At 62.8% G+C, this 20,623-nt stretch carries 22 protein-coding genes; 9 read left to right on the top strand and 13 right to left on the bottom strand.

Annotation, left to right across the window (positions count from 1 at the left end; all coding sequences use genetic code 11):
- Positions 1–100: 100 nt before the first annotated feature.
- Complete coding sequence (locus JP75_RS03375; RefSeq protein WP_051960274.1) at positions 101–1,024, top strand: ABC transporter substrate-binding protein; 924 nt, start codon at positions 101–103, stop codon at positions 1,022–1,024.
- Between the two features lie 157 nt (positions 1,025–1,181).
- Here JP75_RS03375 and blaOXA read toward each other — a convergent pair whose 3' ends face one another.
- The 10 genes from blaOXA to pcaD all read right to left on the bottom strand — a co-directional run bounded on the left by blaOXA (position 1,182) and on the right by pcaD (position 9,374).
- The gene (gene blaOXA / locus JP75_RS03370; protein ID WP_425277263.1) at positions 1,182–1,988 is read right to left on the bottom strand and encodes a class D beta-lactamase; all 807 of its coding nucleotides are present in this window, start codon (positions 1,986–1,988) and stop codon (positions 1,182–1,184) included.
- 209 nt (positions 1,989–2,197) lie between these two features.
- Complete coding sequence (locus JP75_RS27330) at positions 2,198–2,803, bottom strand: transglycosylase SLT domain-containing protein (RefSeq protein WP_425277254.1); 606 nt, start codon at positions 2,801–2,803, stop codon at positions 2,198–2,200.
- A 163-nt stretch (positions 2,804–2,966) separates the two neighbouring features.
- Entirely contained in the window at positions 2,967–4,169 is a 1,203-nt protein-coding gene (pcaF, locus tag JP75_RS03360; protein ID WP_035079329.1) for a 3-oxoadipyl-CoA thiolase, read from the bottom strand.
- 1 nt (position 4,170) lies between these two features.
- The gene (locus JP75_RS03355; protein WP_035079325.1) at positions 4,171–4,845 is read right to left on the bottom strand and encodes a 3-oxoacid CoA-transferase subunit B; all 675 of its coding nucleotides are present in this window, start codon (positions 4,843–4,845) and stop codon (positions 4,171–4,173) included.
- The gene (locus tag JP75_RS03350; RefSeq protein WP_035079320.1) at positions 4,842–5,564 is read right to left on the bottom strand and encodes a 3-oxoacid CoA-transferase subunit A; all 723 of its coding nucleotides are present in this window, start codon (positions 5,562–5,564) and stop codon (positions 4,842–4,844) included. The genes JP75_RS03355 and JP75_RS03350 overlap by 4 nt, the downstream gene beginning before the upstream one ends.
- A gap of 244 nt (positions 5,565–5,808) precedes the next feature.
- Complete coding sequence (locus JP75_RS03345; RefSeq protein ID WP_035079317.1) at positions 5,809–6,840, bottom strand: 3-carboxy-cis,cis-muconate cycloisomerase; 1,032 nt, start codon at positions 6,838–6,840, stop codon at positions 5,809–5,811.
- A 6-nt stretch (positions 6,841–6,846) separates the two neighbouring features.
- Positions 6,847–7,455 (bottom strand): protocatechuate 3,4-dioxygenase subunit alpha, encoded by a 609-nt coding sequence (gene pcaG, locus JP75_RS03340; protein WP_035079314.1) that lies wholly within the window; start codon positions 7,453–7,455, stop codon positions 6,847–6,849.
- Entirely contained in the window at positions 7,455–8,201 is a 747-nt protein-coding gene (pcaH, locus tag JP75_RS03335; protein WP_035079311.1) for a protocatechuate 3,4-dioxygenase subunit beta, read from the bottom strand. The genes pcaG and pcaH overlap by 1 nt, the downstream gene beginning before the upstream one ends.
- Entirely contained in the window at positions 8,198–8,587 is a 390-nt protein-coding gene (gene pcaC / locus JP75_RS03330; protein WP_035079307.1) for a 4-carboxymuconolactone decarboxylase, read from the bottom strand. Before pcaC ends, pcaH begins: the two co-directional genes overlap by 4 nt.
- Entirely contained in the window at positions 8,580–9,374 is a 795-nt protein-coding gene (gene pcaD / locus JP75_RS03325) for a 3-oxoadipate enol-lactonase (RefSeq protein ID WP_035079304.1), read from the bottom strand. Before pcaD ends, pcaC begins: the two co-directional genes overlap by 8 nt.
- Before the next feature lie 164 nt (positions 9,375–9,538).
- Here pcaD and pcaQ point away from each other — a divergent pair, with 164 nt between their 5' ends.
- A complete protein-coding gene (gene pcaQ, locus JP75_RS03320; protein ID WP_035080119.1) occupies positions 9,539–10,450 on the top strand; it encodes a pca operon transcription factor PcaQ in 912 nt (303 codons plus the stop codon).
- Here pcaQ and JP75_RS03315 read toward each other — a convergent pair.
- On the bottom strand, positions 10,447–11,340 hold the full coding sequence (locus JP75_RS03315) for a helix-turn-helix domain-containing protein (RefSeq protein WP_051960269.1): 894 nt from the start codon (positions 11,338–11,340) through the stop codon (positions 10,447–10,449). The genes pcaQ and JP75_RS03315 overlap by 4 nt on opposite strands.
- A 185-nt stretch (positions 11,341–11,525) precedes the next feature.
- Here JP75_RS03315 and JP75_RS03310 point away from each other — a divergent pair, with 185 nt between their 5' ends.
- The 6 genes from JP75_RS03310 (at position 11,526) to JP75_RS03285 (ending at position 17,830) form a co-directional block, all read left to right on the top strand.
- Positions 11,526–12,761 (top strand): amino acid ABC transporter substrate-binding protein, encoded by a 1,236-nt coding sequence (locus JP75_RS03310; RefSeq protein WP_035079301.1) that lies wholly within the window; start codon positions 11,526–11,528, stop codon positions 12,759–12,761.
- Between the two features lie 185 nt (positions 12,762–12,946).
- Entirely contained in the window at positions 12,947–13,819 is an 873-nt protein-coding gene (locus tag JP75_RS03305) for a branched-chain amino acid ABC transporter permease (RefSeq protein WP_035079298.1), read from the top strand.
- Positions 13,816–14,733: a branched-chain amino acid ABC transporter permease gene (locus JP75_RS03300; RefSeq protein WP_035079295.1), complete on the top strand. Its 918-nt coding sequence runs from the start codon at positions 13,816–13,818 to the stop codon at positions 14,731–14,733. The genes JP75_RS03305 and JP75_RS03300 overlap by 4 nt, the downstream gene beginning before the upstream one ends.
- Positions 14,730–15,455, top strand: coding sequence for an ABC transporter ATP-binding protein (locus JP75_RS03295; protein WP_035079292.1), 726 nt, complete (start codon positions 14,730–14,732; stop codon positions 15,453–15,455). Before JP75_RS03300 ends, JP75_RS03295 begins: the two co-directional genes overlap by 4 nt.
- On the top strand, positions 15,448–16,161 hold the full coding sequence (locus JP75_RS03290) for an ABC transporter ATP-binding protein (RefSeq protein ID WP_035079290.1): 714 nt from the start codon (positions 15,448–15,450) through the stop codon (positions 16,159–16,161). The genes JP75_RS03295 and JP75_RS03290 overlap by 8 nt, the downstream gene beginning before the upstream one ends.
- A 214-nt stretch (positions 16,162–16,375) precedes the next feature.
- Positions 16,376–17,830 (top strand): aldehyde dehydrogenase, encoded by a 1,455-nt coding sequence (locus JP75_RS03285; protein ID WP_035079287.1) that lies wholly within the window; start codon positions 16,376–16,378, stop codon positions 17,828–17,830.
- A 210-nt stretch (positions 17,831–18,040) separates the two neighbouring features.
- Here the strand turns inward: JP75_RS03285 and JP75_RS03280 are convergent, their stop codons facing one another.
- Positions 18,041–18,910, bottom strand: coding sequence for a helix-turn-helix domain-containing protein (locus JP75_RS03280; RefSeq protein ID WP_244446242.1), 870 nt, complete (start codon positions 18,908–18,910; stop codon positions 18,041–18,043).
- Between the two features lie 50 nt (positions 18,911–18,960).
- On the opposite strand from JP75_RS03280, the gene pobA reads away from it, so the two are divergent.
- Positions 18,961–20,121: a 4-hydroxybenzoate 3-monooxygenase gene (gene pobA / locus JP75_RS03275; protein ID WP_035079284.1), complete on the top strand. Its 1,161-nt coding sequence runs from the start codon at positions 18,961–18,963 to the stop codon at positions 20,119–20,121.
- A 104-nt stretch (positions 20,122–20,225) separates the two neighbouring features.
- Here the strand turns inward: pobA and JP75_RS26415 are convergent.
- The coding region (locus tag JP75_RS26415) for a hypothetical protein (RefSeq protein ID WP_160194630.1) at positions 20,226–20,623 on the bottom strand (398 nt) is incomplete at its 5' end.

Raw genomic sequence — 20,623 nt, 5'->3', positions numbered from 1 at the left:
CGAGATGGCTCCCGGCCTCGCCGGGATGACAGCCGGTGGATGGGACGGCTTGGTCCGCCCCTCCAGACAGACCTCTAGTTCCAAAAAACGGAAACCGAGAATGTTTTCTCTCCGCTCCTCCGCAGCCTTCGCTGCCTTCATTGCCGCAGCAGCGCTGGTCGCGCCGGTCTCCGCCCGCGAAGTCACGCACGCCATGGGAACGACCGAAGTGCCCGATGCACCGCAGCGCGTCGTCATCCTCACCAATGAGGGCACCGAGGCGATCCTGGCGCTCGGCGTAAAGCCTGTCGGCGCGGCCCAGAGCTGGGACGGCAATCCCTGGCATGCCCACCTCACCGACCTTCTCGTCGACACCGTCGATCTCGGCACCGAACTCGCCGTCGATCTAGAAGTGCTGGCGACGCTCGAACCCGATCTCATCATCGGCACCAAGGTGCGCCAGGAAAAGATCTACGAGCAGCTTTCGGCCATCGCCCCCACGGTGATGAGCGAAACCATCGGCGGCGAATGGCAGGACAATATGACCTTTTATGCCAGCGTCCTCGGCAAGGATGCGGAAGCAGTAACCGCACTCGCCGCCTTCGACGCCCGCACCAAGGCCATCCACGATGCCCTGGGCGATGCCGTCAATGAGCAGATCTCCATGGTCCGCTTCTCGCCCAACCGCACGCGCATCTATTACAAGGACACGTTTAGCGGCCTGATCCTCGACCAGATCGGCTTCAAGCGTCCTCCGGCCCAGGACAAGAACGAGTTCGCCGAGGAAGTGACCAAGGAACGCATCCCCGACATGGCCGGCGATCGCATCTTCTACTTCTCGAGCGATCTCAAGGATGCCGAACCGGAAGCCAATCTCGCCGACTGGCTCGCCGATCCGCTCTGGACCAATCTCGAAGCGGTCAAGGCCGGCAAGGCCCAGCGCGTCAGCGAAATCATCTGGAACACCGGCGGCGGTATCTACTCGGCCAACCTGATGCTCGACGACATCGAGAAGATCTACGGTCTCGACAGCACGCGGAAGTAACGCCTTCCGCGCGCGACGACCGCACGGGGATGCATCTCCCCACCGAACGTCGTCCTCGGGCTCGACCCGAGGACACTTCACTTGCCGAGGCTGCAATAAGCACGGAACCCTCGGGACAAGCCCGAGGCTGACGCTCCGGTAGTTGGGGGAGGGGCTCCTAAAGCCCCAAGCCCCCAACCAACCCGGCCCAATCTTCTACCAACTCGTCGCGCGCCCTCAGCCCGCCACTCACCTGGTGCCGCTGCTCATCCTGCGCCAGCCGGACGAAGACCAGCTTTTGGTCGCCCTTTTCGGCCCAGCCCACATACCAGCCCCAGCCCCGCGCCCGATCAAAATTACCATCCGCCTGCCGCGGATAGGCCGAGCCGGTCTTGCCCCGCAGCGTCCAGCCTTCGCTCGCGCCCCCCTGCTGCACCAGTTCCATCGCCCCGGCCATAACCGCCGCCGATATCGGCAGCTTCCCATCGACCAGCGCCGCAACAAACCCGGCCTGTTCCAGCGGCGAAATTTTGAGCGACGACGAAATCCACGACCGTTCGAGCCCATTGTTTCGCCCCGGATCGCCGGAAAAATCGGCATTCCCATAGCCAAACTTTTGGGCGTAGGCGGTCAGCTTTTCCGCCCCCAGCATCTCGGCTAGCCGCTGCGAATACCAGACGGTGGAATTGACCATCCACATGGTCGGGTCCGTGTCCTGTCGCCAGGCGTCACCCATCCAGTCGGCATAACCCTCCTTGAACGGCAATTTCGGCTCATGCGCCGAAGTGATGATCCCGGCATCATAAGCCATCACCGCCAGCGCCACCTTGAAGGTCGAAGCCGGCGTCACCCGCGTTTCGCAGTCGCCCTCCTGGTGAAGGACCGTCCGCGTCGCCGCATCGGCAATTAGCGTACAAATATCCCGCGCCTGCGCCGGAACGGACAAGGCAAAAACACCCGCCAGAGCGGCGGCAAACAAAGACAGTCGCACAAGAATCTCCCCCGGCACTTCGGCCGCGGGTCGGTTCTCACGTCCCACAACGTCGCAATTGTGGCGCTCAGCCATAAGCCATCGCCGCCACCGGGCTTGTCCCGGTGGTCCATACTTCAGCGCGCGCCGTGGATTGCCGGGACAAGCCCGGCAATGACGAGAGAAGGGATGAGATAGAGAAGATACGAAGGGGCCCGAGGCCTCTAGCGCAGACCAGCCTTTTCGAGCAGGCCCTGACGCTTGGCGTCATAGTAATAGCCGCTGGCATAGAGCTGCATGGCGCGGTCATGGTTGCCGCCGGCCGTCACATAGGCACCGGCGAGATAACGCACCGCAAAACGCAGGTTGGTTTCCGCATCAAGGAGGCCCGAAGCCTCGCCCGAAAAGCCCATACCGCGCGCGGTGGGATAGCTGATCTGCATCAGCCCGTAATAGGGGCCGTTGCGCGCCGCGGCGTTATAACCGCTTTCCTTATTGATCACCCGGCGCACGAGCGCTTCGGGAACACTGTAGGCGGTCGAATAGTGCGAAATCAGCCCATCGAGCGAACCGCGCTCGCTGGCGGCAAAGCCGAGCAGCAGGTCCGAGCCGGCGCGCGGCACATTGACGGCCTTGGGCACATGGCCCGCCGGCGTCGGCGTCGCGGCCACGGGAGCCATCGAGGCAATGGCGGCGGTGGCCGATTTATTGCCCGGAAGCGGCTTGATGCCGGACATGGAGCAGCCCGAGACGATGACCGCCAGCGCCAAAAGTCCCGCCAGTGGTATGGCCCGTGCCGTCATGCCTTCGTCCTTTTGCGGATGCTTCAATTGCGGCACCTAAGCCCAAATCGCGGCGCCTTGATGGCAGAACAATGTCCCGGCGCCGCGCAAGCATATTGTGATCACTATGCCGGCTTCTGCCGTCAAAAGGTTTACGATTCCTTACCGCATATGCTTTGAGGATGAAAGCAAGTCTATCGAAAGAGCCAGGCTAGACCCTCTCGAGTGCCACGGCAATACCCTGGCCGACACCGATACACATGGTCGCCAGCGCCCTTTTCTTGCCGGTCAGAGCAAGTTCCAATGCCGCCGTCCCGGTAATCCGCGCGCCGCTCATCCCCAGCGGATGCCCCAGCGCAATCGCTCCGCCATTCGGGTTCACCCGCGGATCATCTTCGGCAATCCCGAGATCGCGCAACACAGCAATGCCCTGGCTCGCAAAAGCCTCGTTTAGCTCGATCACACCAAAATCGCCGGCCGAAAGTTTTAGCCGCGCAAAGAGCTTCTTGCTCGCCGGCGCCGGCCCCATGCCCATGATCCGCGGCTCGACGCCGGCAGTGGCGCCACCCAGAATGCGCGCGATCGGCGTCAGGCCGTATTTCTTCGCCGCAGCTTCCGAAGCAATGATCAGTGCCGCAGCCCCATCATTCACCCCCGAAGCATTGCCCGCCGTCACACTCCCACCGGGAAAAAGCGGCCGCAGTTTCGCCAGCGTCTCCACCGTCGTCCCGGCGCGCGGATGCTCGTCGGTATCGACCACAACCGGATCGCCTTTCTTTTGGGCGATGGATACCGGCACGATCTCTTGCCCGAGCCGCCCGCTCTTCTGCGCCGCCACAGCCCTGTCCTGGCTGCGCACCGAAAATGCGTCCTGCGCCTCCCGCGATACGCCAAATTCCCGCGCCACGTTCTCGCCGGTCTCGGGCATGGAATCGACACCATAAAGCGCCTTCATAGCCGGATTGACGAAGCGCCAGCCAATGGTCGTGTCATAAATCTCCGCATTGCGCGAAAACGCCGTCTCGGCTTTTGGCAACACGAACGGCGCCCGCGACATCGACTCGGTGCCGCCGGCAATCACCAGTTCAGCTTCGCCCGCCTTGATCGCCCGCGCCGCCGCAATAACCGCATCCATGCCCGAACCGCATAGCCGGTTGATCGTCGTCCCCGTCACGCCCACCGGCAAGCCAGCGAGCAGCAGGCTCATCCGGGCGACATTGCGATTGTCCTCGCCGGCCTGATTGGCATTGCCAAAAATGACATCGTCGACCGCCTCCCAATCGACGCCGGCCTGCTCCGCAATCAGCGCCTTTAGCGGAATGGCACCCAGATCATCCGGCCTTACAGAAGATAGCGACCCACCAAACCGCCCGATCGGCGTGCGCTTATAAGCGCAGATAAAAGCCTCAGCCATTTTACGAAACCTCCGGCGCCACGAGGTCGCCAATCACATCAGGCAGCACCAGCTCCGCCCCCGTCACCGCCTGCAATTCCTCGACACGCATCGAAGCCAGCTTTTCGCGCAGCACGAAGCGCCCATCCTCGATATCGATTACTGCCAGGCTCGAATAAACCCGCGTCACGCAGCCCACACCGGTCAGCGGCAGGGTGCAACGCTTCACCAATTTCGGCTTTCCGTCCTTGGTCACATGGTCGGTGACAACGGCAACGCGCTTGGCCCCATGCACGAGGTCCATCGCTCCACCCACAGCCGGCACGCCCTTGGGCCCCGTCGACCAATTGGCAAGGTCGCCATTCTCCGCGACCTCATAGGTCCCAAGGATCGCCACATCCAAATGCCCGCCGCGCACCATGCCAAAGCTATCGGCATGATGGAAAAACGCCGCGCCGGGTTTCAGCGTAATCGCCTTCTTCCCCGCATTGATGAGGTCCCAATCTTCCTCACCCGACGGCGGCGCCTCGCCGAAATTAAGAACGCCATTCTCGGTATGAAAAATCGCCTGCCGCCCCGGCGGCTGGAATTTGGCGACCATTTCCGGAAAGCCGATGCCGAGGTTCACATACGCCCCGTCCGCAATATCCTGCGCAGCGCGCCAGGCAATCTGCGCGTTGGAAAGTTTTGTGCTCATGCGTAAGCCACTCCATCGCGCATCAGGGCTTCCTCTTGGCTTGCATTCGCCACTTCCACCACGCGGTTCACAAAAATCCCGGGTGTGACGACCTGCTCGGGATCAATCTCGCCCGGCGCGACAATTTTTGTCGCCTGCACGATCGTCAGCTTCGCCGCCGCCGCCATCAGCGGCGAAAAATTCCGCGCCGCCTTGCGATAGGTGAGGTTTCCCATCGTGTCGGCCAGCTCCGCCTTGATCAGCGCCGCATCGGCCTTTAGCCAACGCTCCTGCACATAGCTCTTGCCATCGAACTCGGCGACCGGCTTGCCCTTGGCCACATCGGTCCCGAAACTCGCCGGCGTATAAAAAGCCGGAATGCCCGCGCCACCCGCGCGAATGCGCTCGGCCAGCGTCCCCTGCGGCACCAGCTCCAGCCCGATTTCGCCCGCGAGATATTTTTCCGTAAAAGCCCGCGGATCAGCCGAGCGCGGAAACGAGCACACCATTTTGGCTACCATGCCCGCATCGATCATCGCGGCAATGCCGATCCGCCCATTGCCGGCATTGTTATTGACCACGGTGAGGTTTTTCGGACTCCCCGTCGCCTTGAACCGATCAATCAGCGCATGAATAAGCTCAATCGGCGCGCCCGAGCCGCCAAACCCACCCACCATCAGCACCATGCCGTCCTCGATCCCCGCTACGGCAGCGGCGAGATCGGGCACTGTCTTGTCCATTTTCTGTCCTTTCGGCTGGGCCGACAGCATATTTGCCATCGGGGAGCAGCGAACGGAAATGAAATGGCGAGGCCAATATATAGGTTGAGGGTTATGTTAAATTAGCAGAACTACCAAAAATGAGCGGCAACTGGCAAAATCTATAACCGATACTAGTGTCGCTCTCGGTGTCATCCCCGCGAAAGCGGGGCCCCCCGTTTCAAAACAGGGGATCCCCGCTTTCGCGGGAATGACGCGGTGGGTCTCAGACAACCCTGATCTGCTCAACCAGCTTCTGCGCCAGCCGCAAACTCGCTCCCGTCGAAACCAGCATCTGCGGCAGCGTCAGCCATTCGAGCGTCCAGGCAGCGCCCGAGCGCTCATTCTCATGCACCAGCGCCTGATTGAGCGTGCCCGCAAGCCCCGCGACTTGCCTTGCCAGCGCCACCAACACTTCCGCATTCACCGGATTGCTCTTGTGCGCCATGGCAGAAGACCCGCCGCCGCCTTCCAGCGTCACTGCGGCCACCTCGTTCTGCGCCAGCAGCGCCACATCGGCGCCGATCTTCCCCAGCGTCCCCGCAATCAGCGCCAGCCAATTCCCCAGCGCCGCAATCGGATCACGCTGCGCCTGCCACGGCGTCGCCAATCCAAGATCAAGCCGCTTCGCCGTGCCCGCGGCTATGGCGTCGCCAAATCCCTCAAAGCTCCCGCGATCTCCCACCGGCCCGCCAAGCTGAATGACCAGCAGGCTCCGTCGCATTCCGGCGATCGCGCGCAGATGCCGCTGCAAAGGCTCGCCCCAACTCGCCAGCTTCGCGCCCCAAGTCGTCGGCAATGCCACCTGCATCCGCGTATGCGCCATCAGCGTCGTGTCGCCATGCAAATGCGCCAGCTCTTCCAGCGCCGCTAAAAGCGAGGACAGCCGCGTCTCATAGACGCCAAGCACCTTCGCCACCTGCAGCATCAGCGCCGTATCAATGACATCCTGGCTCGTCGCACCCTTATGCAGGGCAGGGCGGTGCTCCTCCGGAACTGCCGCCTTCAATTGCTTCACCAGCGCCGGCACGACCACGCCGTCCCGCGCCATCCCCGCCGCCAGCTCCGCCCAATCCGGCGCAAAATTCTCCGTCGCCGCAACAATGGCGCTAGCCGCCTCGGCAGGCACAAACCCGCAATCCGCACTCGCCTCGGCCAGTGCGCGCTCAAAGGCCAACATGGCCCCAAGCTGCGCCTCGTCCGAGAGCAGGTCTTCGATTTCCGGATCGCCGGTGAGGGCAGAGAGGAGGGCGGTCATGTCGTCCTAAATATCAAAAAACACCGTCTCCTTCTCCCCCTGGAGATGGATATCGAGGTGATAGCGCCGCGCGCCGTCCTTTCGCGCAATCAGCGTCTGCCGCCGGCGTTTGTCCATGATCTTGTTGAGCACGAAGTCGCCTTCATTGTCCTCGTCCTCAAAGTAGAGCCGCGTCTGCAGCCCGATATTGATGCCGCGCGCCACGATCCACAGCGACACATGCGGCGCCATCGGTTTTCCATCCGGTCCCGCCACGCGCCCCGGCTTGATCGTCTCGAAAACCGTCACGCCGTTCGCGTCCGAGGCCTGCCGCCCCCAGCCGGTAAAGGCCGGCACGGAATTGGAATTGGGCGCCGTCGGCGAAACGAAACTGCCGCTCGCATCCGCCTGCCAGATTTCCACCAGCCCATCGCTAAGTGGTACACCGGCGCCATCGATCAGCCGAATGGAAAGCGTAATCCGCTCGCCCTCGACGTCCCCATTGATCATGGTCGAGCCCATATCGGCGGCATAGACCCCCGGCAGGTCGCAAAAATTCGGCGTCATGCCGATATGCACATAGGGGCCGGCCGTCTGCGACGGGCTTTCCTTCAGCGTCGGAACGGGATGCAGCATCAGTTCCCCTCCAGCTTGTTTTCAAACATGGTCGAACGCCGCCCGCGCAGCACGATATCGAAGCGATAGGCTAGCGCATCCATCGGCGTCGTATTGTGCCGATCAAGGCGAGCGGTCAGTTGGTCGATCGCCGCCTTGTCGTTGATCGTCGCGACGATCGGGCACTGCCAGATCATCGGATCGCCCTCGAAATACATCTGCGTAATCAGCCGCTGCGCAAAGGCATGGCCGAAGACGGAAAAGTGGATGTGCGCCGGCCGCCAGTCATTGCCACCATTGGGCCAAGGATAAGCACCCGGCTTCACGGTGCGGAACGAATAAAACCCGTTCTCGTCGGTCACCGCCCGCCCAAAACCCGCAAAATTGGGGTCGAGCGCTGCGAGATAGGCTTCCTTCTTGTGCCGATAGCGTCCCCCGGCATTGGCCTGCCAGAATTCCACCAGCGTGCCCGGCACAGCCCGCGCATTCTCGTCGAGCACCTGCCCATAAACGATCATCCGCTGTCCGATGGCTTCCGTGCCGTCCTGGCTGAAATTGCGGATGAGATCATTGTCGAGCGGCCCAAGCTTCTCGTGCCCAAAAGTCGGCCCCGTCATTTCCGACTTGGTCGGCCCCAGCGCCAGGAGGCTGTGCTTGGGCGCGCGAAACGTCGTGCTCTTATATCCCGGCGTATCCGCCGCCGGATGCCACGCGCGGTCGCGCTGATAAAGAACGCCATCGGCGCCGGGCAGAATAATACCGCTCATTGCCCATTCCCTTCCCGCTTCGCCAGTTCTTCCCGGGCGATCTTGAACGCCCGATTGGCCGCCGGCACCCCGGCATAAACCGCCACATGCAACAGCGCTTCTTTTATGTCGTCCGGCGTCGCGCCCGTATTGGCCGTGGCCCGCACATGCATCGCCACTTCCTCATCATGGCCCAAGGCGGCCAGCAGCGCGAGCGTGATCATCGAGCGTTCGCGCTTCGTCAGCCCCGGCCGCGACCACACGCTGCCCCAGGCGCCCTCAGTAATGAACTGCTGAAAGTCGGCATCGAATTCGGTCATTTTCGCCGAGGCATTGTCCACATGGGCATCGCCCAGAACCGAACGGCGCGTCGCCATGCCCCGGTCGTAAAGCGTCGTCTCAGCCATGACCGGCCTCCTTCAAAAATTCGAGCATCAATTGCGCCAGCTTTTCCGGCGCCTCGATGGATGGAATGTGTCCCACGCCGGGGAAAACCTCGAACCGCGACCCAGCAATGGTTTTGGCCGTGGCCTCAACCTGCGCCACCGGCATGGCGAGATCCCTTTCCCCCGCCACCAGCAGCGTCGGCAGTCTGATGGTGCCGATCCTGTCCCGCAGATCCGCATCGCGCAGCGTCGCGCAGGTCGCGGCGTAGCCCTCTGAGTCACAGCGCAAAAACATGTTGCGCCACCCGGCCAATTCTTCTGTCCGCTCTGCACGAAATGTCGGGCTGAACCAGCGCTCCATGATCCCATCGGCAATCGACGCCACGCCGTTCTCCAGCACAGCATTCATCCGTGCCGCCCAAAAGGCATGGTCGCCCGACTTCGCCGCCGAATTGCAGATCACCAAAGCCGTCAACCGCTCCGGCGCCCGCAAGGCCGCGCCCTGCGTAATCAGCCCGCCAATCGACACCCCGCCCAGCGCAAAGCGCTCGATGCCGAGATGGTCGGCCAGCCCAAAAAGATCATCGAGATGGTCATCCAGCGTGTAGTCGCCCGCCGGAATATCGCTCAGCCCATGCCCGCGCTTGTCATAGGAAACCACGCGATAGGTGGTCGCCAGCCGCGAAATTACTCCGTCCCAGATACGTGCATCCGTGCCGAGCGAATTGGCGAGCACAACGACCGGCGCGCCTTCAGGGCCGACAACGCGAAAATGCAGCAGCACGCCATTGATGCGGGCAAAGTTCATGGGGCCTCCCTCTCAGTCTCGGTGTAAGGCCCCCAAAACCCCAAGTAAAATGATTAGCTCTGGACGAGTTATAACCTATTACTTATCGATGACCTCGAGAAGCGCAGAAAATGCGCCGGTAATAGCCAGTCGCATAACCGGAGGAGCCGCCTGTGGCGCAACGCATCATCGATCCGCGCATAAAGCTGCGCCACATCGCGTGCTTCCTCGAAGTCGCGCGGCTTCGCAGTGTCGTCAACGCCGCCGAAGCCCTCAACATCTCCCAACCCGCCGCCAGCAAGACCATCCAGGAGCTCGAAGAGTTTCTTGGAAGCACGCTGTTCGATCGCTCCCGCCGCAAGCTTTTTCTCACCCCCTTCGGCGAAACCTTTTATCGCTACGCCTCCACGTCCATCGCCGCCCTCCGCCAGGGCATCGACGCCGCCCGCTCCGGCGGCGAGGCGACGACGGTAAAAGTTGGCGCCCTCCCGACGGTCTCCGCCCGCATTCTCCCTGAAGCGGTAAGAACCTTCACCGCCGACGATCCCGGCGTCCACACCCGCATCATCACCGGCCCCAACAATTACCTGCTCTCGCTCCTGCGCACCGGCGATGTCGATCTCGTCATCGGCCGCATGGCCGAGCCCGATGTGATGATCGGCCTCGCCTTCGAGCATCTCTATTCCGAGCGCGTCGTCATGGTCGTGCGCCCCGACCATCCACTGCTCAGCGTGCCCGATTTCAACCTCGGCCTGATTGAACCCTATCAGGTGCTGATGCCCACGCCCGATGCCGTCATCCGCCACCATGTCGACCGCATGCTGCTGGCCCACGGCATTTCCAACATCCGCGACGAAGTCGAAACCGTCTCCAACGCCTTCGGCCGCTCCTATGTCCGCCAGACCGACGCCATCTGGATCATTTCTGAAGGCGTGGTGGCCAAGGATGTCGAAGAAAATCAGCTCGCCTTGCTGCCGATCGACACCAGCGAAACCACCGGCCCCGTCGGCTTTACGACGCGCGCCGACACCATCCCGACCCTCGCCGCAACGGCACTGATGCAAGCCATCCGCAATGTCGCGGCCGGTTTCCGCTAGGGCCAAGCCGCATAAGACCCGTCCCGCCGCCCTAGCCTTTGCGCAGCCTGCTGCCGGAAACGTCCCGGCGAAATCCCCTTCCGCTGCGAAAAGAACCGGCTGAAATAGCCTGCATCGCGAAACCCCAGCGCATCGGCCACTTCCCCCACCTGCAGGGCCGAGCGCTCCAGCAGCGCCTCCGCATCCTCCAGCAACCGCCGATGCACCAGGTCGAGCGGCGTCACTCCCGTCGCCCGCTTGATCGCCGTATTCAGCCGATCCGTCGTGATCCCCATGGCCCGCGCATAATCGGCCACCCGCCAATGCCGCCGCGCATTGAGCTCCACCAATTGCAAAAAGCCCTGCACCAGCATGCGCGGCGAACTCTGCGCTGGCCGCGTGCCCCCGCCGCCCAGCCTCCAAAAGGCGATCAACACAAGGCAAAGCCGGCTCATCACCGCTTCACGCATCCCCGGCAGATCTTCAAGCAGTTCTTCGCTCAGCGCCGCAATATCCGCACCAATCCCACGCGCGGCCTTGCCATCGAGCGGCACGCCGAGCAGCGGCCTCTCCATGCCCTCGCGCAGCGGCCCGGCAATGGCGGTGGCCGGCACCACCCGCGCCAGCGCGCCATCCGAAACCGTCAGCGCCGCCCCCCGTGCCCCCGCCGCCAGCCGCAACTGTCCGCCTCGTCCACCCGGCAACCAGATGAGGCACGCCCCCCGGACCGCCGTGACCATATCGCCCAGCCACACTTCGCCCTCGCCGGCATTGAGCAAAAACCCATGCGCCGAGCGCCGCGCCCGGTCCCCGGCAAAACTCCATTCCGATGGCCCGAGGCTCCCGGTCAGGTCCGTCACCTCGACATCCGGCCCCTCGACCCGCGCCCCTTGAGCAATCGCCTGATGCACGTTCCTCTCCCCAAAAACGTCCCAAAAAATACAAAACTCTCTCAGTTTTGTCCATTTCGCTCGAGTCAAACCCGGCCTAGCGTTTCATCAGGGTCGGAACCGGACACCCAAAACCGCCGAAAAGGCATGGGTCTGGAGCCGAGATTTTGGGAAGCGCCCGCCAGGAGCGGGCATGGGAGGACGACATGACGACTCTGTCTCGTAGAACGCTGCTTCAAGCCATGGGCACCGGGGCACTCGCCACGGCCCTCGCCAGCCTGCCCACCTTCGCGCAGGACCGCACCGCCATCCGCATCGGCTATGCTGTGTCCAAGACCGGCGCCAATGCCGGCGGCGCCGGCATCTCCACCATTCCTAATTACCTGCTCTGGGTCGACGACGTGAACAAGGCCGGCGGCCTTGAGCTCTCAAAACTCGGCGTGACGCTGAAGTTGGAAGTCACCGAATATGACGACCGCTCCTCCGCTGAAGAAACCGTCAGGGCCATCGAGCGCCTCGCCACCCAGGACAACGTCGATTTCATCCTGCCCTCCTGGGGCACGGGTTCCAACCTTGCCGCCGGCCCGACTTTTGATCGCTTCGGCTTCCCCCAGCTCGCCGGCACGGCGGTCACCGATATGGCCCCACAACTGGTCCAGCGCTGGAAGAATTCCTTCTGGTTCCTCGGCGGCGGCCACGACTATGCCAATGCCCTGGTCGATCTCCTGGTCAAACAGCGCGATGCCGGCGCGATAAACAACAAGGTCGCCATTGCCTCAGTGGCAGACGGTTTTGGTATCGACCTTTCCAAGGCCGCAACGCCCGCTTTCCAGGCAGCCGGTTTCGAGCTCGTCTACGACAAGACCTATCCGCTCGGCACGTCCGACTTCGCGCCCATCATCAATGAAGTCTCGGGCCTCGGCGTCGATACATTCGTCGCCTTCTCCTATCCGCCCGATACCTTCGCACTGACCCAGCAGGCCGTCGTCGCCAATTTCAGCCCGAAAATCTTCTACCTCGGCGTCGGCACTGCCTTCCCGATCTATCCCAATGTCGCGGGGCCTAACCACAATGGCGTCATGGGCGTCGGCGGCATCGACCCCGACAGCGAAGCGATCGCTGCTTACTTCGAGCGCCACACCGCCCTCGTCGGCCAGGCGCCCGATAGCTGGGCCAGCGCTGTCACCTATGCCAGCCTCGAAATCCTCGGCCAGGCCATTACGCGGGTAGGGGACCTCGACAAATCCGCCGTCGCTGCCGAAATCGCCTCTGGCGAATTCGACACGATCCTTGGCAAGGTCAAACTCGTCGACAACCAGCTCCGCGCTTTGTGGACCGTCGGCCAGTGGCAAGACGGCAAATTCGTCGGCCTCGCCCACACCGAAGGCAAAGCCGCCCGCGAACCGGTCGTGCCGAAACCGGCTTGGGTTCCTGCGAGCTAAGGCACCCCCACCCTTAATCCCTCCCCACAAGGGGGAGGGAGACGATGGAGCCGTGAAATCTCAGCCTGCGCCTCCCTCCCCCTTGTGGGGAGGGAATGAGGGTGGGGGTATGGGGAGCCCCGGATTCACCCTAAAATCACCACGTCTTTCTCGCGAAAGCGGGAACCCCAATTCCAGGAGCAAACATGCTCTTTTCCGCCATTCTCACCGGCCTCGTCCTCGGCGGCACCTATGCGCTCATCGCCATGGGCCTGACCCTCCAATACGGTGTCGCCCGCATCATGAACCTGGCCTATGGCGATCTCATCATCGCCGGCAGTTTCGGTGCCATGCTCCTCTTCACTGCCGCGGGCCTCAATCCGCTCATCGCTCTCTTCATAATCGTCCCCCTCGGCTTCGCGCTCTCCTGGCTCGTCTACGCCCTCATGCTGCAGCCACTCGCCCGCCGCTCGCCCAACCGCGACCGCCTCGAAGGCGATTCCATCCTCGCCACCTTCGGCCTCCTCTTCGTCATTCAGGGCGTTGCGCTCGTCCTCTTCGGCGCCAATTACCAGAGCTATTCTTTCCTCGCGGTCCCGATAGACGTCCTCGGCACCACCATTGCCGCCAACCGTCTCCTCGCCTTCGCGCTCGCCGTGCTCTTCGGCGTCGGCCTCTGGCTCCTCCTCACCCGCACCCGCTTCGGCACCGTCATTCGCGCCGTCGCCGCCAATCCCGGCTCGGCGCCCCTCGTCGGCATCAATGTCGATCACGTCGCCCGCCTCGCCTTCGCTCTCGGCGGTGGCCTCGCCGCGGCCGGTGGCGTCGTCGTCTCCATGTATCTGACCTTCTCGGCCACCATGGGCGTCATCTTCACCATGAAGGCGCTGATCGTCGTCATCATGGGCGGCGTCGGCAATCTCCTCGGCGCGCTCGCCGCCGGCCTCATTCTCGGCGTCGTCGAAACCCTGGTCTCCAGTTTCATCGATCCCGGCCTAACCCTCGCCGCCACCTATCTCATCTTCCTCGCCGTGCTCGTCGTCCGGCCACAGGGCCTCTTCGGAAAGGCCGCCCGATGATTTTTTTGATCCCTCTACTCGCGCTTGCCGCTCTCGCTGCGGTTCCCTTCTTCGTCGGCGCTTATCCCCTCGGCTTGGGCATCGGCATTCTTGGCTACGGCGTCCTCGCCACGGCCTGGGCCCTCTTCTCCGGCCCGACGCGCTACATCTCCCTCGCCACCGTCGCCTTCTTCGGCATCGGCGCCTACACGGTCGCGGTCCTCGCCGATCTCATGCCCTATCCGCTGGTGCTTCTCTGCGCCGCGCTGATCGGCCTGGTCGTCGCTCTCCTCGTCGGCCTCGCCACCCTCCGCCTCGCCGGCATCTATTTCGTCATCTTCACCTTCGGCCTCGCCGAACTCGCGCGCCAGCTCGTCACCTATTACGAGGTCAACGTTACCCGCACCCTTGGCCGCTATGTGTTCCTGCCCATCGGCCCCGAACACATCTATTGGCAGCTCCTCGGCCTCCTCGCGGTCACCCTCGCGCTCGCCTTCTGGATCAGTCGCGCCAAGATCGGCCTCGCCCTCCGCGTCATCGGCGACGATCCCGTCGTCGCCTCACACCTCGGCATAGGCATCACGCGCACCAAACTCGCACTCTTCTCCTTGAGCGCAGTGGTCATGACCCTTGCCGGCGCCATCCAGGCGCCCCGCTGGACCTATATCGAGCCCTCCATCGTCTTCAATCCAACGGTCAGCTTCCTCACCGTCATCATGGCTCTGCTCGGCGGCCCCAATCGTCTCTTCGGTCCCCTTCTCGGCGCCGTGCCGCTCTTCCTTCTGTTCGAGTGGCTCTCAGCCAATTTCCCCAATCACTATTCCATCATTCTGGGCCTCCTCTTCATCGCTATCGTCTTCCTCCTGCCAAATGGCGTCCTCGCCGCATGGGATAAGCTCACCGCCCGCTTCAAGAACAACGAGGCCCGCGCATGAGCCTTCTCACTCTCTCCAATGTCACCAAGCGCTTTGGCGGCCTCACGGCGGTGAATGATCTCTCCTTCACCCTGACCGCAGGCGAAACCGTCGGCCTCCTCGGCCCCAACGGCTCGGGCAAGACCACGGCGCTCAACATGATCTCGGGCTATCTGCCCGTCACATCAGGCTCTATCGCCCTCGATGGCACCACCATCAGCACCCTGGGCCCCGAGCGCATCGCCCATCGCGGCGTCGCTCGTACTTTCCAATTGGTCCGCGCGTTGCCCTCCCTCACAGTCGGCGAAAACGTCCTCGCCGCCTTGGCCTTCCGCAAAGACCCGCTCTGGGGTAGCAAAGCCGAAGCAAAGATAGAAAATCTGCTGGCGGATGTCGGCCTCGCCGGCCGCCAGCAAGAGCAGGCGAGCAACCTCACTTATATTGATCTCAAGCGGATGGAGCTGGCCCGCGCCCTCGCGACCGAACCAAAACTGCTCCTCCTCGACGAATGGCTCGCCGGCCTCAACCCAACGGAACTGCGCGCCGGCATCGACCTCATCACCCGCCTGCGACAAAGCGGCATCACCATTCTGCTCGTCGAACACGTTATGGATGCGGTGCGAGCGCTCTGCACCCGCTGCATCGTCATGAACACGGGCTCCCGCCTAGCCGATGGTCCAACCGCCGATGTCCTTGCCGACAAATCCGTCATCCGCGCCTATCTCGGAGACGACCATGCTTGAACTGACCAACACGGCCCTGCGCTACGGCAAGCACCTCGCCCTCCACGGCGTCGGCATTTCCATTGCCCCGGCCGAAACCGTCGTCGTTCTCGGCGCCAATGGTGCCGGAAAATCGTCGCTCTTAAAAGTGCTCGGCGGATTGGTCTGCCCCGAACCCGGCGCTGGCCTGACCTTCGAAGGCAAAGCCATTCTCGGCCGCCCCGCCCACGATTTTCCTGAATTGGGCATTGCCCTCGTCCCCGAAGGCCGCGGTATCTTTGGCGATCTCACCGTTGCCGAAAATCTCCAACTCGGCGCCCATCCGCCCCATGCCCGCCCGCACGAAAAGCGCCAGCGCGATCTCGTCCTCGACCTGTTCCCGCGCCTTGCCGAACGTCAGGGCCAGATCGCTCGCACCATGTCCGGCGGCGAACAACAAATGGTCGCCATCGGCCGCGCCCTCATGAGCTGCCCAAAACTGCTCATGCTCGACGAGCCAAGCCTCGGCCTCGCGCCCATCGTCACCTCTGAACTCTTCACCGCCCTCGGCCGCATCAGCGCAACCGGCATCGCCATGCTGGTCGTCGAACAAAACGTAAAAGCATCCCTCGCCATCGCCCAGCGCGGCTACCTCATGGAAGCCGGCCGCATCACCGGGGCAGGGACAGCCGACAGCCTCCGTGCCGACCCGGCAGTCCAGCGCGCATTTTTGGGAGCGGTGGCATGACCGCCAGTCCCCACCCACACTCGGCGTCATTCCCGCGAAAGCGGGAACCCCTGTTTGATAACGGAGGTCCCCGCTTTCGCGGGGATGACATCGTGAACTTGGCGAGATCAGCTCTCGCCACAAACTCGATCAGTCCCTCCCCCTATGAGGGGGCGGCTAGGTGGGGGTATCGCCCCACGCTCAATCCCAAGAATAACCACATCGGAGACCCCGCATGACCGATCTCGGCCTGCTCATAAACAACGAGGAAGTCCAAGCCACCGGCGGGGCAACCTTCACACGAAACAATCCCATCACCGGCGAATTGGCCACGCGTGCCGCTGCCGCCACAGTCGATGACGCCCTGCGCGCCACCGATGCCGCAACCGCCGCTTTCCCCGAATGGAGCCGCACCGGCCCCGGCGCCCGCCGCAAAATCCTCCTCGCCGCCGCCGACAAGCTCGCCGCCAAAGCCCCCGAATTCATCGAGGCCATGGGCCACGAAACCGGCGCGACCGCCGGCTGGGCCGGTTTTAACGTTATGCTGGCTTCCGAAATGCTGCGCGAAGCCGCGTCACTCACGACCCAAATTACCGGCGAGATCATCCCGTCGAACCGCCCCGGCTCCACGGCCTATGGCATCCGCCAGGCAGCCGGCGTCGTCCTCTCCATCGCGCCCTGGAACGCCCCAGTCATTCTCGGCGTTCGCTCGCTGGCGACGCCACTCGCCTGCGGCAACACCGTCGTCTTCAAATCGAGCGAAATCTGCCCGCGCACCCATCGCCTCATCGCCGATGCACTCTTTGAAGCCGGCCTCCCCAAGGGCGTCCTCAACGTCGTCTCCAATGCACCGGCCGATGCGCCCGAACTCGTCGAAGCGCTCATCGCCCACAAGGGCGTGCGCCGCGTCAATTTCACCGGCTCCACCCGCGTCGGCCGCCACATCGCCGAAGTCGCCGCGCGGAATTTAAAGCCCGCGCTGCTCGAACTTGGCGGAAAGGCCCCCTTCGTCGTCTTGGATGACGCCGATATCGGCGAAGCCGTCGCCGCGGCTGCCTTTGGTGCCTACATGAACCAGGGCCAGATCTGCATGTCGACCGAGCGCGTGGTCGTCGACGACAAGATCGCCGACGAATTTGTCGCCGCTCTCGCCACCAAAGCCGCCTCCCTCAAGGCCGGCGACCCGCGTAAAGGCGACACCCCACTTGGCTGCCTCGTCGATCTCTCCGCTGCCCAGCGCATCGACGCCCTCATCAAGGACGCAGTCTCCAAGGGCGCCCGCGTTGTCGCCGGCGGCGGCATCGAAGGCACCATCATGCAGGCAACCGTCGTCGACAACGTCACCCCGGGCATGAAGCTCTACCGCGACGAATCCTTCGGCCCCGTTGTCGCCGTCATCCGCGTCGCCACCACCGAAGAAGCCATCCGCGTCGCCAACGACACCGAATACGGCCTCTCCGCCGCCGTCTTCGGCAAAGACCTCACCCGCGCCATGTCGGTGGCGTCCCGCATCGAATCCGGCATCTGCCACATCAATGGCCCCACCGTGCACGACGAAGCCCAAATGCCTTTTGGTGGCGTCAAAGCCTCCGGCTACGGCCGTTTTGGTGGCAAAGCCGGCATCGCCGAATTCACCGAACTGCGCTGGATCACCGTCCAGGGCGCCGAACATATTCATTACCCGATCTGAGAGAAGGCCCCCTCACCCCAACCGAATTCGCGAATGCGAATTCGGTGAAGCTCCGCGTCGACCTCTCCCCCCTAGGGAGAGGTGGGAGGTCACCAAAGTCGCGAAGCGACACCTCTCCCTCTGGGGGAGAGGTCGGCCGAAGGCCGGGTGAGGGGGCCTTAATCCCTTCTTCCAAGTGAAAAGAGAACCTAGGACCGATGCCCTTCGTGCCTACTGCCCCAGCGCCTCTTTCCGAAACGCAGCCGGCGACATCCCGAGCACCCGCGTAAGCACCCTCGAAAAATACGCCGGGTCCTCATAGCCCAGCTCCGCCCCGATCTCCTTGATCGAGAGCGACGAGAACAACAGCATTCGCCGCGCCTCGAGCGCAATCCGCCGCTCGATCACCTCCAGCGCCGAAGCTCCCAGCACCTCCCGGCTCACCCGATTGAGATGCGTCTGGCTGATCCCCAACTGATCGGCATATTCCCCAATCTTCCGCGATTGCCGAAACTGGTGATCCACCAGAGTCCGAAACGCCTTGGCATGCAGCAGCGCCCGATCGGCCACCTCGCCCCCCGGCCGCCCTTCGCGCTGCGCCCGCGTAAGGGCCACCAGTAGCAAAGTAATCAGCGCTCGCATCGCCGCCTCATGTCCCGCCCCCGGCCGATCCGCTTCCGCAATCAACCGATCCAGCGCCTCGCCCACCTCAAATGCTGCGCCCTGCAAAACCATCGGCCCCGGCAGATCGAGCCCCAGCCCGACGAGATCGCGCTCCATCAAGGTAACAACGATCCCCTCGACATCATCGCTGAAGGCAAAGCCATGCACCGTCAGCGCCGGCACCACCACCACACCCTCGCGCCGGATATCGAACTTGCCGTCATCGAGCGTCACCCCGGCCCAGCCACCCGTCAGATGCAGCACCTGGAAAAACTGCTCATGCCGATGCGGCGCGATCCGATAGCCGTAGAGCCGACTGCGTGACTGGATGCTCTCCCAGTGCAGCCAGTCCTGGCTCGCGACCTGTTCGCCATAAAGCGCATAGACGGGGATCGTGCTCATGTTCGGATAGTGCAAGTCATTGCGCACCCTGTCCATTCACCAATTCGCCGAAACGCTGATGATGGTGCTAACTGGAGGGGAACAGTATGCGTACCAATGTTGTCATTATCGGCGCCGGGCCAGCAGGCCTGATGCTCGGCCGGCTGCTCGAACTCGCCGGCGTCGACGCGATCATCCTTGAGCGCAAAAGCCCCGACTATGTCCTCGGCCGCATCAGGGCAGGGGTGCTTGAGCAAGGCACTATCGACCTGATGGACCGCGCCGAAGCCGGCGCCCGCATGCATGCCGAAGGCCTCATCCACCACGGCGTCGAACTGAGTTTCGACGGCGACCGCCATCGTCTTGATTTCTCGGACCTCATCGGCCGTCACGTCATGGTCTACGGCCAGACCGAGGTCACCCGAGACCTCATGAACGTCAGAAAAGCCCAGAGCATCTACGACGCTGAGGACGTCGAACTCTACGACTTCGACACCGCCAAACCCTATGTCACTTACCGCCAGAGTGGAAAAACCCATCGCATCGACTGCGACCACATCGCCGGCTGCGACGGTTTTCACGGTGTTAGCCGCCAAAGCGTCCCTCAAAAGGCGCTGACGACCTTCGAACGCATCTACCCCTTCGGCTGGCTCGGCATTCTGGTGGACCAACCGCCCGTCGCCGACGAACTCATCTACGCCCACCACGAACGCGGCTTCGCTCTTTGCTCTCAGCGTTCCCATACGCGCAGCCGCTATTACGTACAGGTGCAGACGGACGAAAAGGTCGAGGACTGGTCCGACACCCGCTTCTGGGACGAGCTGCGCCTGCGCCTGAATCCCGAAACCGCAGAAGCGCTGAGAACGGGCCCGTCCATTGAGAAGTCGATCGCGCCGCTGCGTAGCTTCGTCGCCGAACCCCTGCGCTTCGGCCGCCTCTTCCTCGCGGGCGATGCGGCCCATATCGTTCCGCCCACAGGGGCCAAGGGCCTCAACCTCGCCATGAGCGATGTGGCGACTTTGGCTGACGCTCTAATCGAGGCGACGCTGGATCACTCGCCCGCCGGTATCGACGTCTACTCGGCAAAAGTCCTGCAGCGCATCTGGAAAGCCGAGCGCTTTTCCTGGTGGATGACCTCTCTCCTCCACACGTTCCCGGAAACCGGTCCCTTCGGACGCCGCATCCAACGGGCCGAATTCGACTATCTCTGCGGTTCTCGGGTGGCGCAGCAGAGCCTTGCGGAGAATTACACAGGCCTGCCGTCCTGATCGGCAAATGACCGCAAAAAATCGACCAATCGGTCAAACCCCTTGTTTTCTCGGCACTTGCACCTAGATATCCACAGCGACACCCCTCGAGCACGACAGAAATGTCATCGAGTTTGGAAAAGGGGGTTTACAGCCCCAAAGGTCATCCCTATAACCCCGCTCACCGCTGCAGAGCGAGGCGCCAAACGGCGAAACGAACTGCGGCAAGCCACTGAAAAGAAAGAGAAATCTGACTTAGAGGTGAGTTCGAAATTCTCCTCGGTGAGTTCAAAACGAACCGAAAAGAAAATCGAAAAAAGCGATTGACAGTGAAAAAGAACTTCACTAGAAACCGCGACGCTGACGACGCGAATGACTTCAAGTTGTTCCCACTGACAGCGACTTCTGACAGGGCAGACGATCTGCCGGGCAACCGGATGATGAGTTTGTTTTGTCTGATGCAAATCTGAGACGGTTGTCTCACCGACGTTCTGCCTGTGTGGTTTGAAGGTCAGCTCTTTGA

The sequence above is a fragment of the Devosia riboflavina genome (genome assembly GCF_000743575.1).
Lineage (GTDB): Bacteria > Pseudomonadota > Alphaproteobacteria > Rhizobiales > Devosiaceae > Devosia > Devosia riboflavina.
The sequence above is the reverse complement of the archived record's forward strand: the minus strand, read 5'-3'. Positions and strand labels throughout refer to the sequence as shown.

What these genes read in the sequence shown, in the direction of transcription:
- JP75_RS03375 (WP_051960274.1), top strand. Translation starts at nt 101, where the DNA reads ATGTTTTCTCTCCGCTCCTCCGCAGCCTTCGCTGCCTTCATTGCCGCA.
- pcaF (WP_035079329.1), bottom strand. Translation starts at nt 4,169, where the DNA reads ATGGCTGAGGCTTTTATCTGCGCTTATAAGCGCACGCCGATCGGGCGG.
- JP75_RS03355 (WP_035079325.1), bottom strand. Translation starts at nt 4,845, where the DNA reads ATGAGCACAAAACTTTCCAACGCGCAGATTGCCTGGCGCGCTGCGCAG.
- JP75_RS03350 (WP_035079320.1), bottom strand. Translation starts at nt 5,564, where the DNA reads ATGGACAAGACAGTGCCCGATCTCGCCGCTGCCGTAGCGGGGATCGAG.
- JP75_RS03345 (WP_035079317.1), bottom strand. Translation starts at nt 6,840, where the DNA reads ATGACCGCCCTCCTCTCTGCCCTCACCGGCGATCCGGAAATCGAAGAC.
- pcaG (WP_035079314.1), bottom strand. Translation starts at nt 7,455, where the DNA reads ATGCTGCATCCCGTTCCGACGCTGAAGGAAAGCCCGTCGCAGACGGCC.
- pcaH (WP_035079311.1), bottom strand. Translation starts at nt 8,201, where the DNA reads ATGAGCGGTATTATTCTGCCCGGCGCCGATGGCGTTCTTTATCAGCGC.
- pcaC (WP_035079307.1), bottom strand. Translation starts at nt 8,587, where the DNA reads ATGGCTGAGACGACGCTTTACGACCGGGGCATGGCGACGCGCCGTTCG.
- pcaD (WP_035079304.1), bottom strand. Translation starts at nt 9,374, where the DNA reads ATGAACTTTGCCCGCATCAATGGCGTGCTGCTGCATTTTCGCGTTGTC.
- JP75_RS03310 (WP_035079301.1), top strand. Translation starts at nt 11,526, where the DNA reads ATGACGACTCTGTCTCGTAGAACGCTGCTTCAAGCCATGGGCACCGGG.
- JP75_RS03305 (WP_035079298.1), top strand. Translation starts at nt 12,947, where the DNA reads ATGCTCTTTTCCGCCATTCTCACCGGCCTCGTCCTCGGCGGCACCTAT.
- JP75_RS03300 (WP_035079295.1), top strand. Translation starts at nt 13,816, where the DNA reads ATGATTTTTTTGATCCCTCTACTCGCGCTTGCCGCTCTCGCTGCGGTT.
- JP75_RS03295 (WP_035079292.1), top strand. Translation starts at nt 14,730, where the DNA reads ATGAGCCTTCTCACTCTCTCCAATGTCACCAAGCGCTTTGGCGGCCTC.
- JP75_RS03290 (WP_035079290.1), top strand. Translation starts at nt 15,448, where the DNA reads ATGCTTGAACTGACCAACACGGCCCTGCGCTACGGCAAGCACCTCGCC.
- JP75_RS03285 (WP_035079287.1), top strand. Translation starts at nt 16,376, where the DNA reads ATGACCGATCTCGGCCTGCTCATAAACAACGAGGAAGTCCAAGCCACC.
- JP75_RS03280 (WP_244446242.1), bottom strand. Translation starts at nt 18,910, where the DNA reads ATGGACAGGGTGCGCAATGACTTGCACTATCCGAACATGAGCACGATC.
- pobA (WP_035079284.1), top strand. Translation starts at nt 18,961, where the DNA reads ATGCGTACCAATGTTGTCATTATCGGCGCCGGGCCAGCAGGCCTGATG.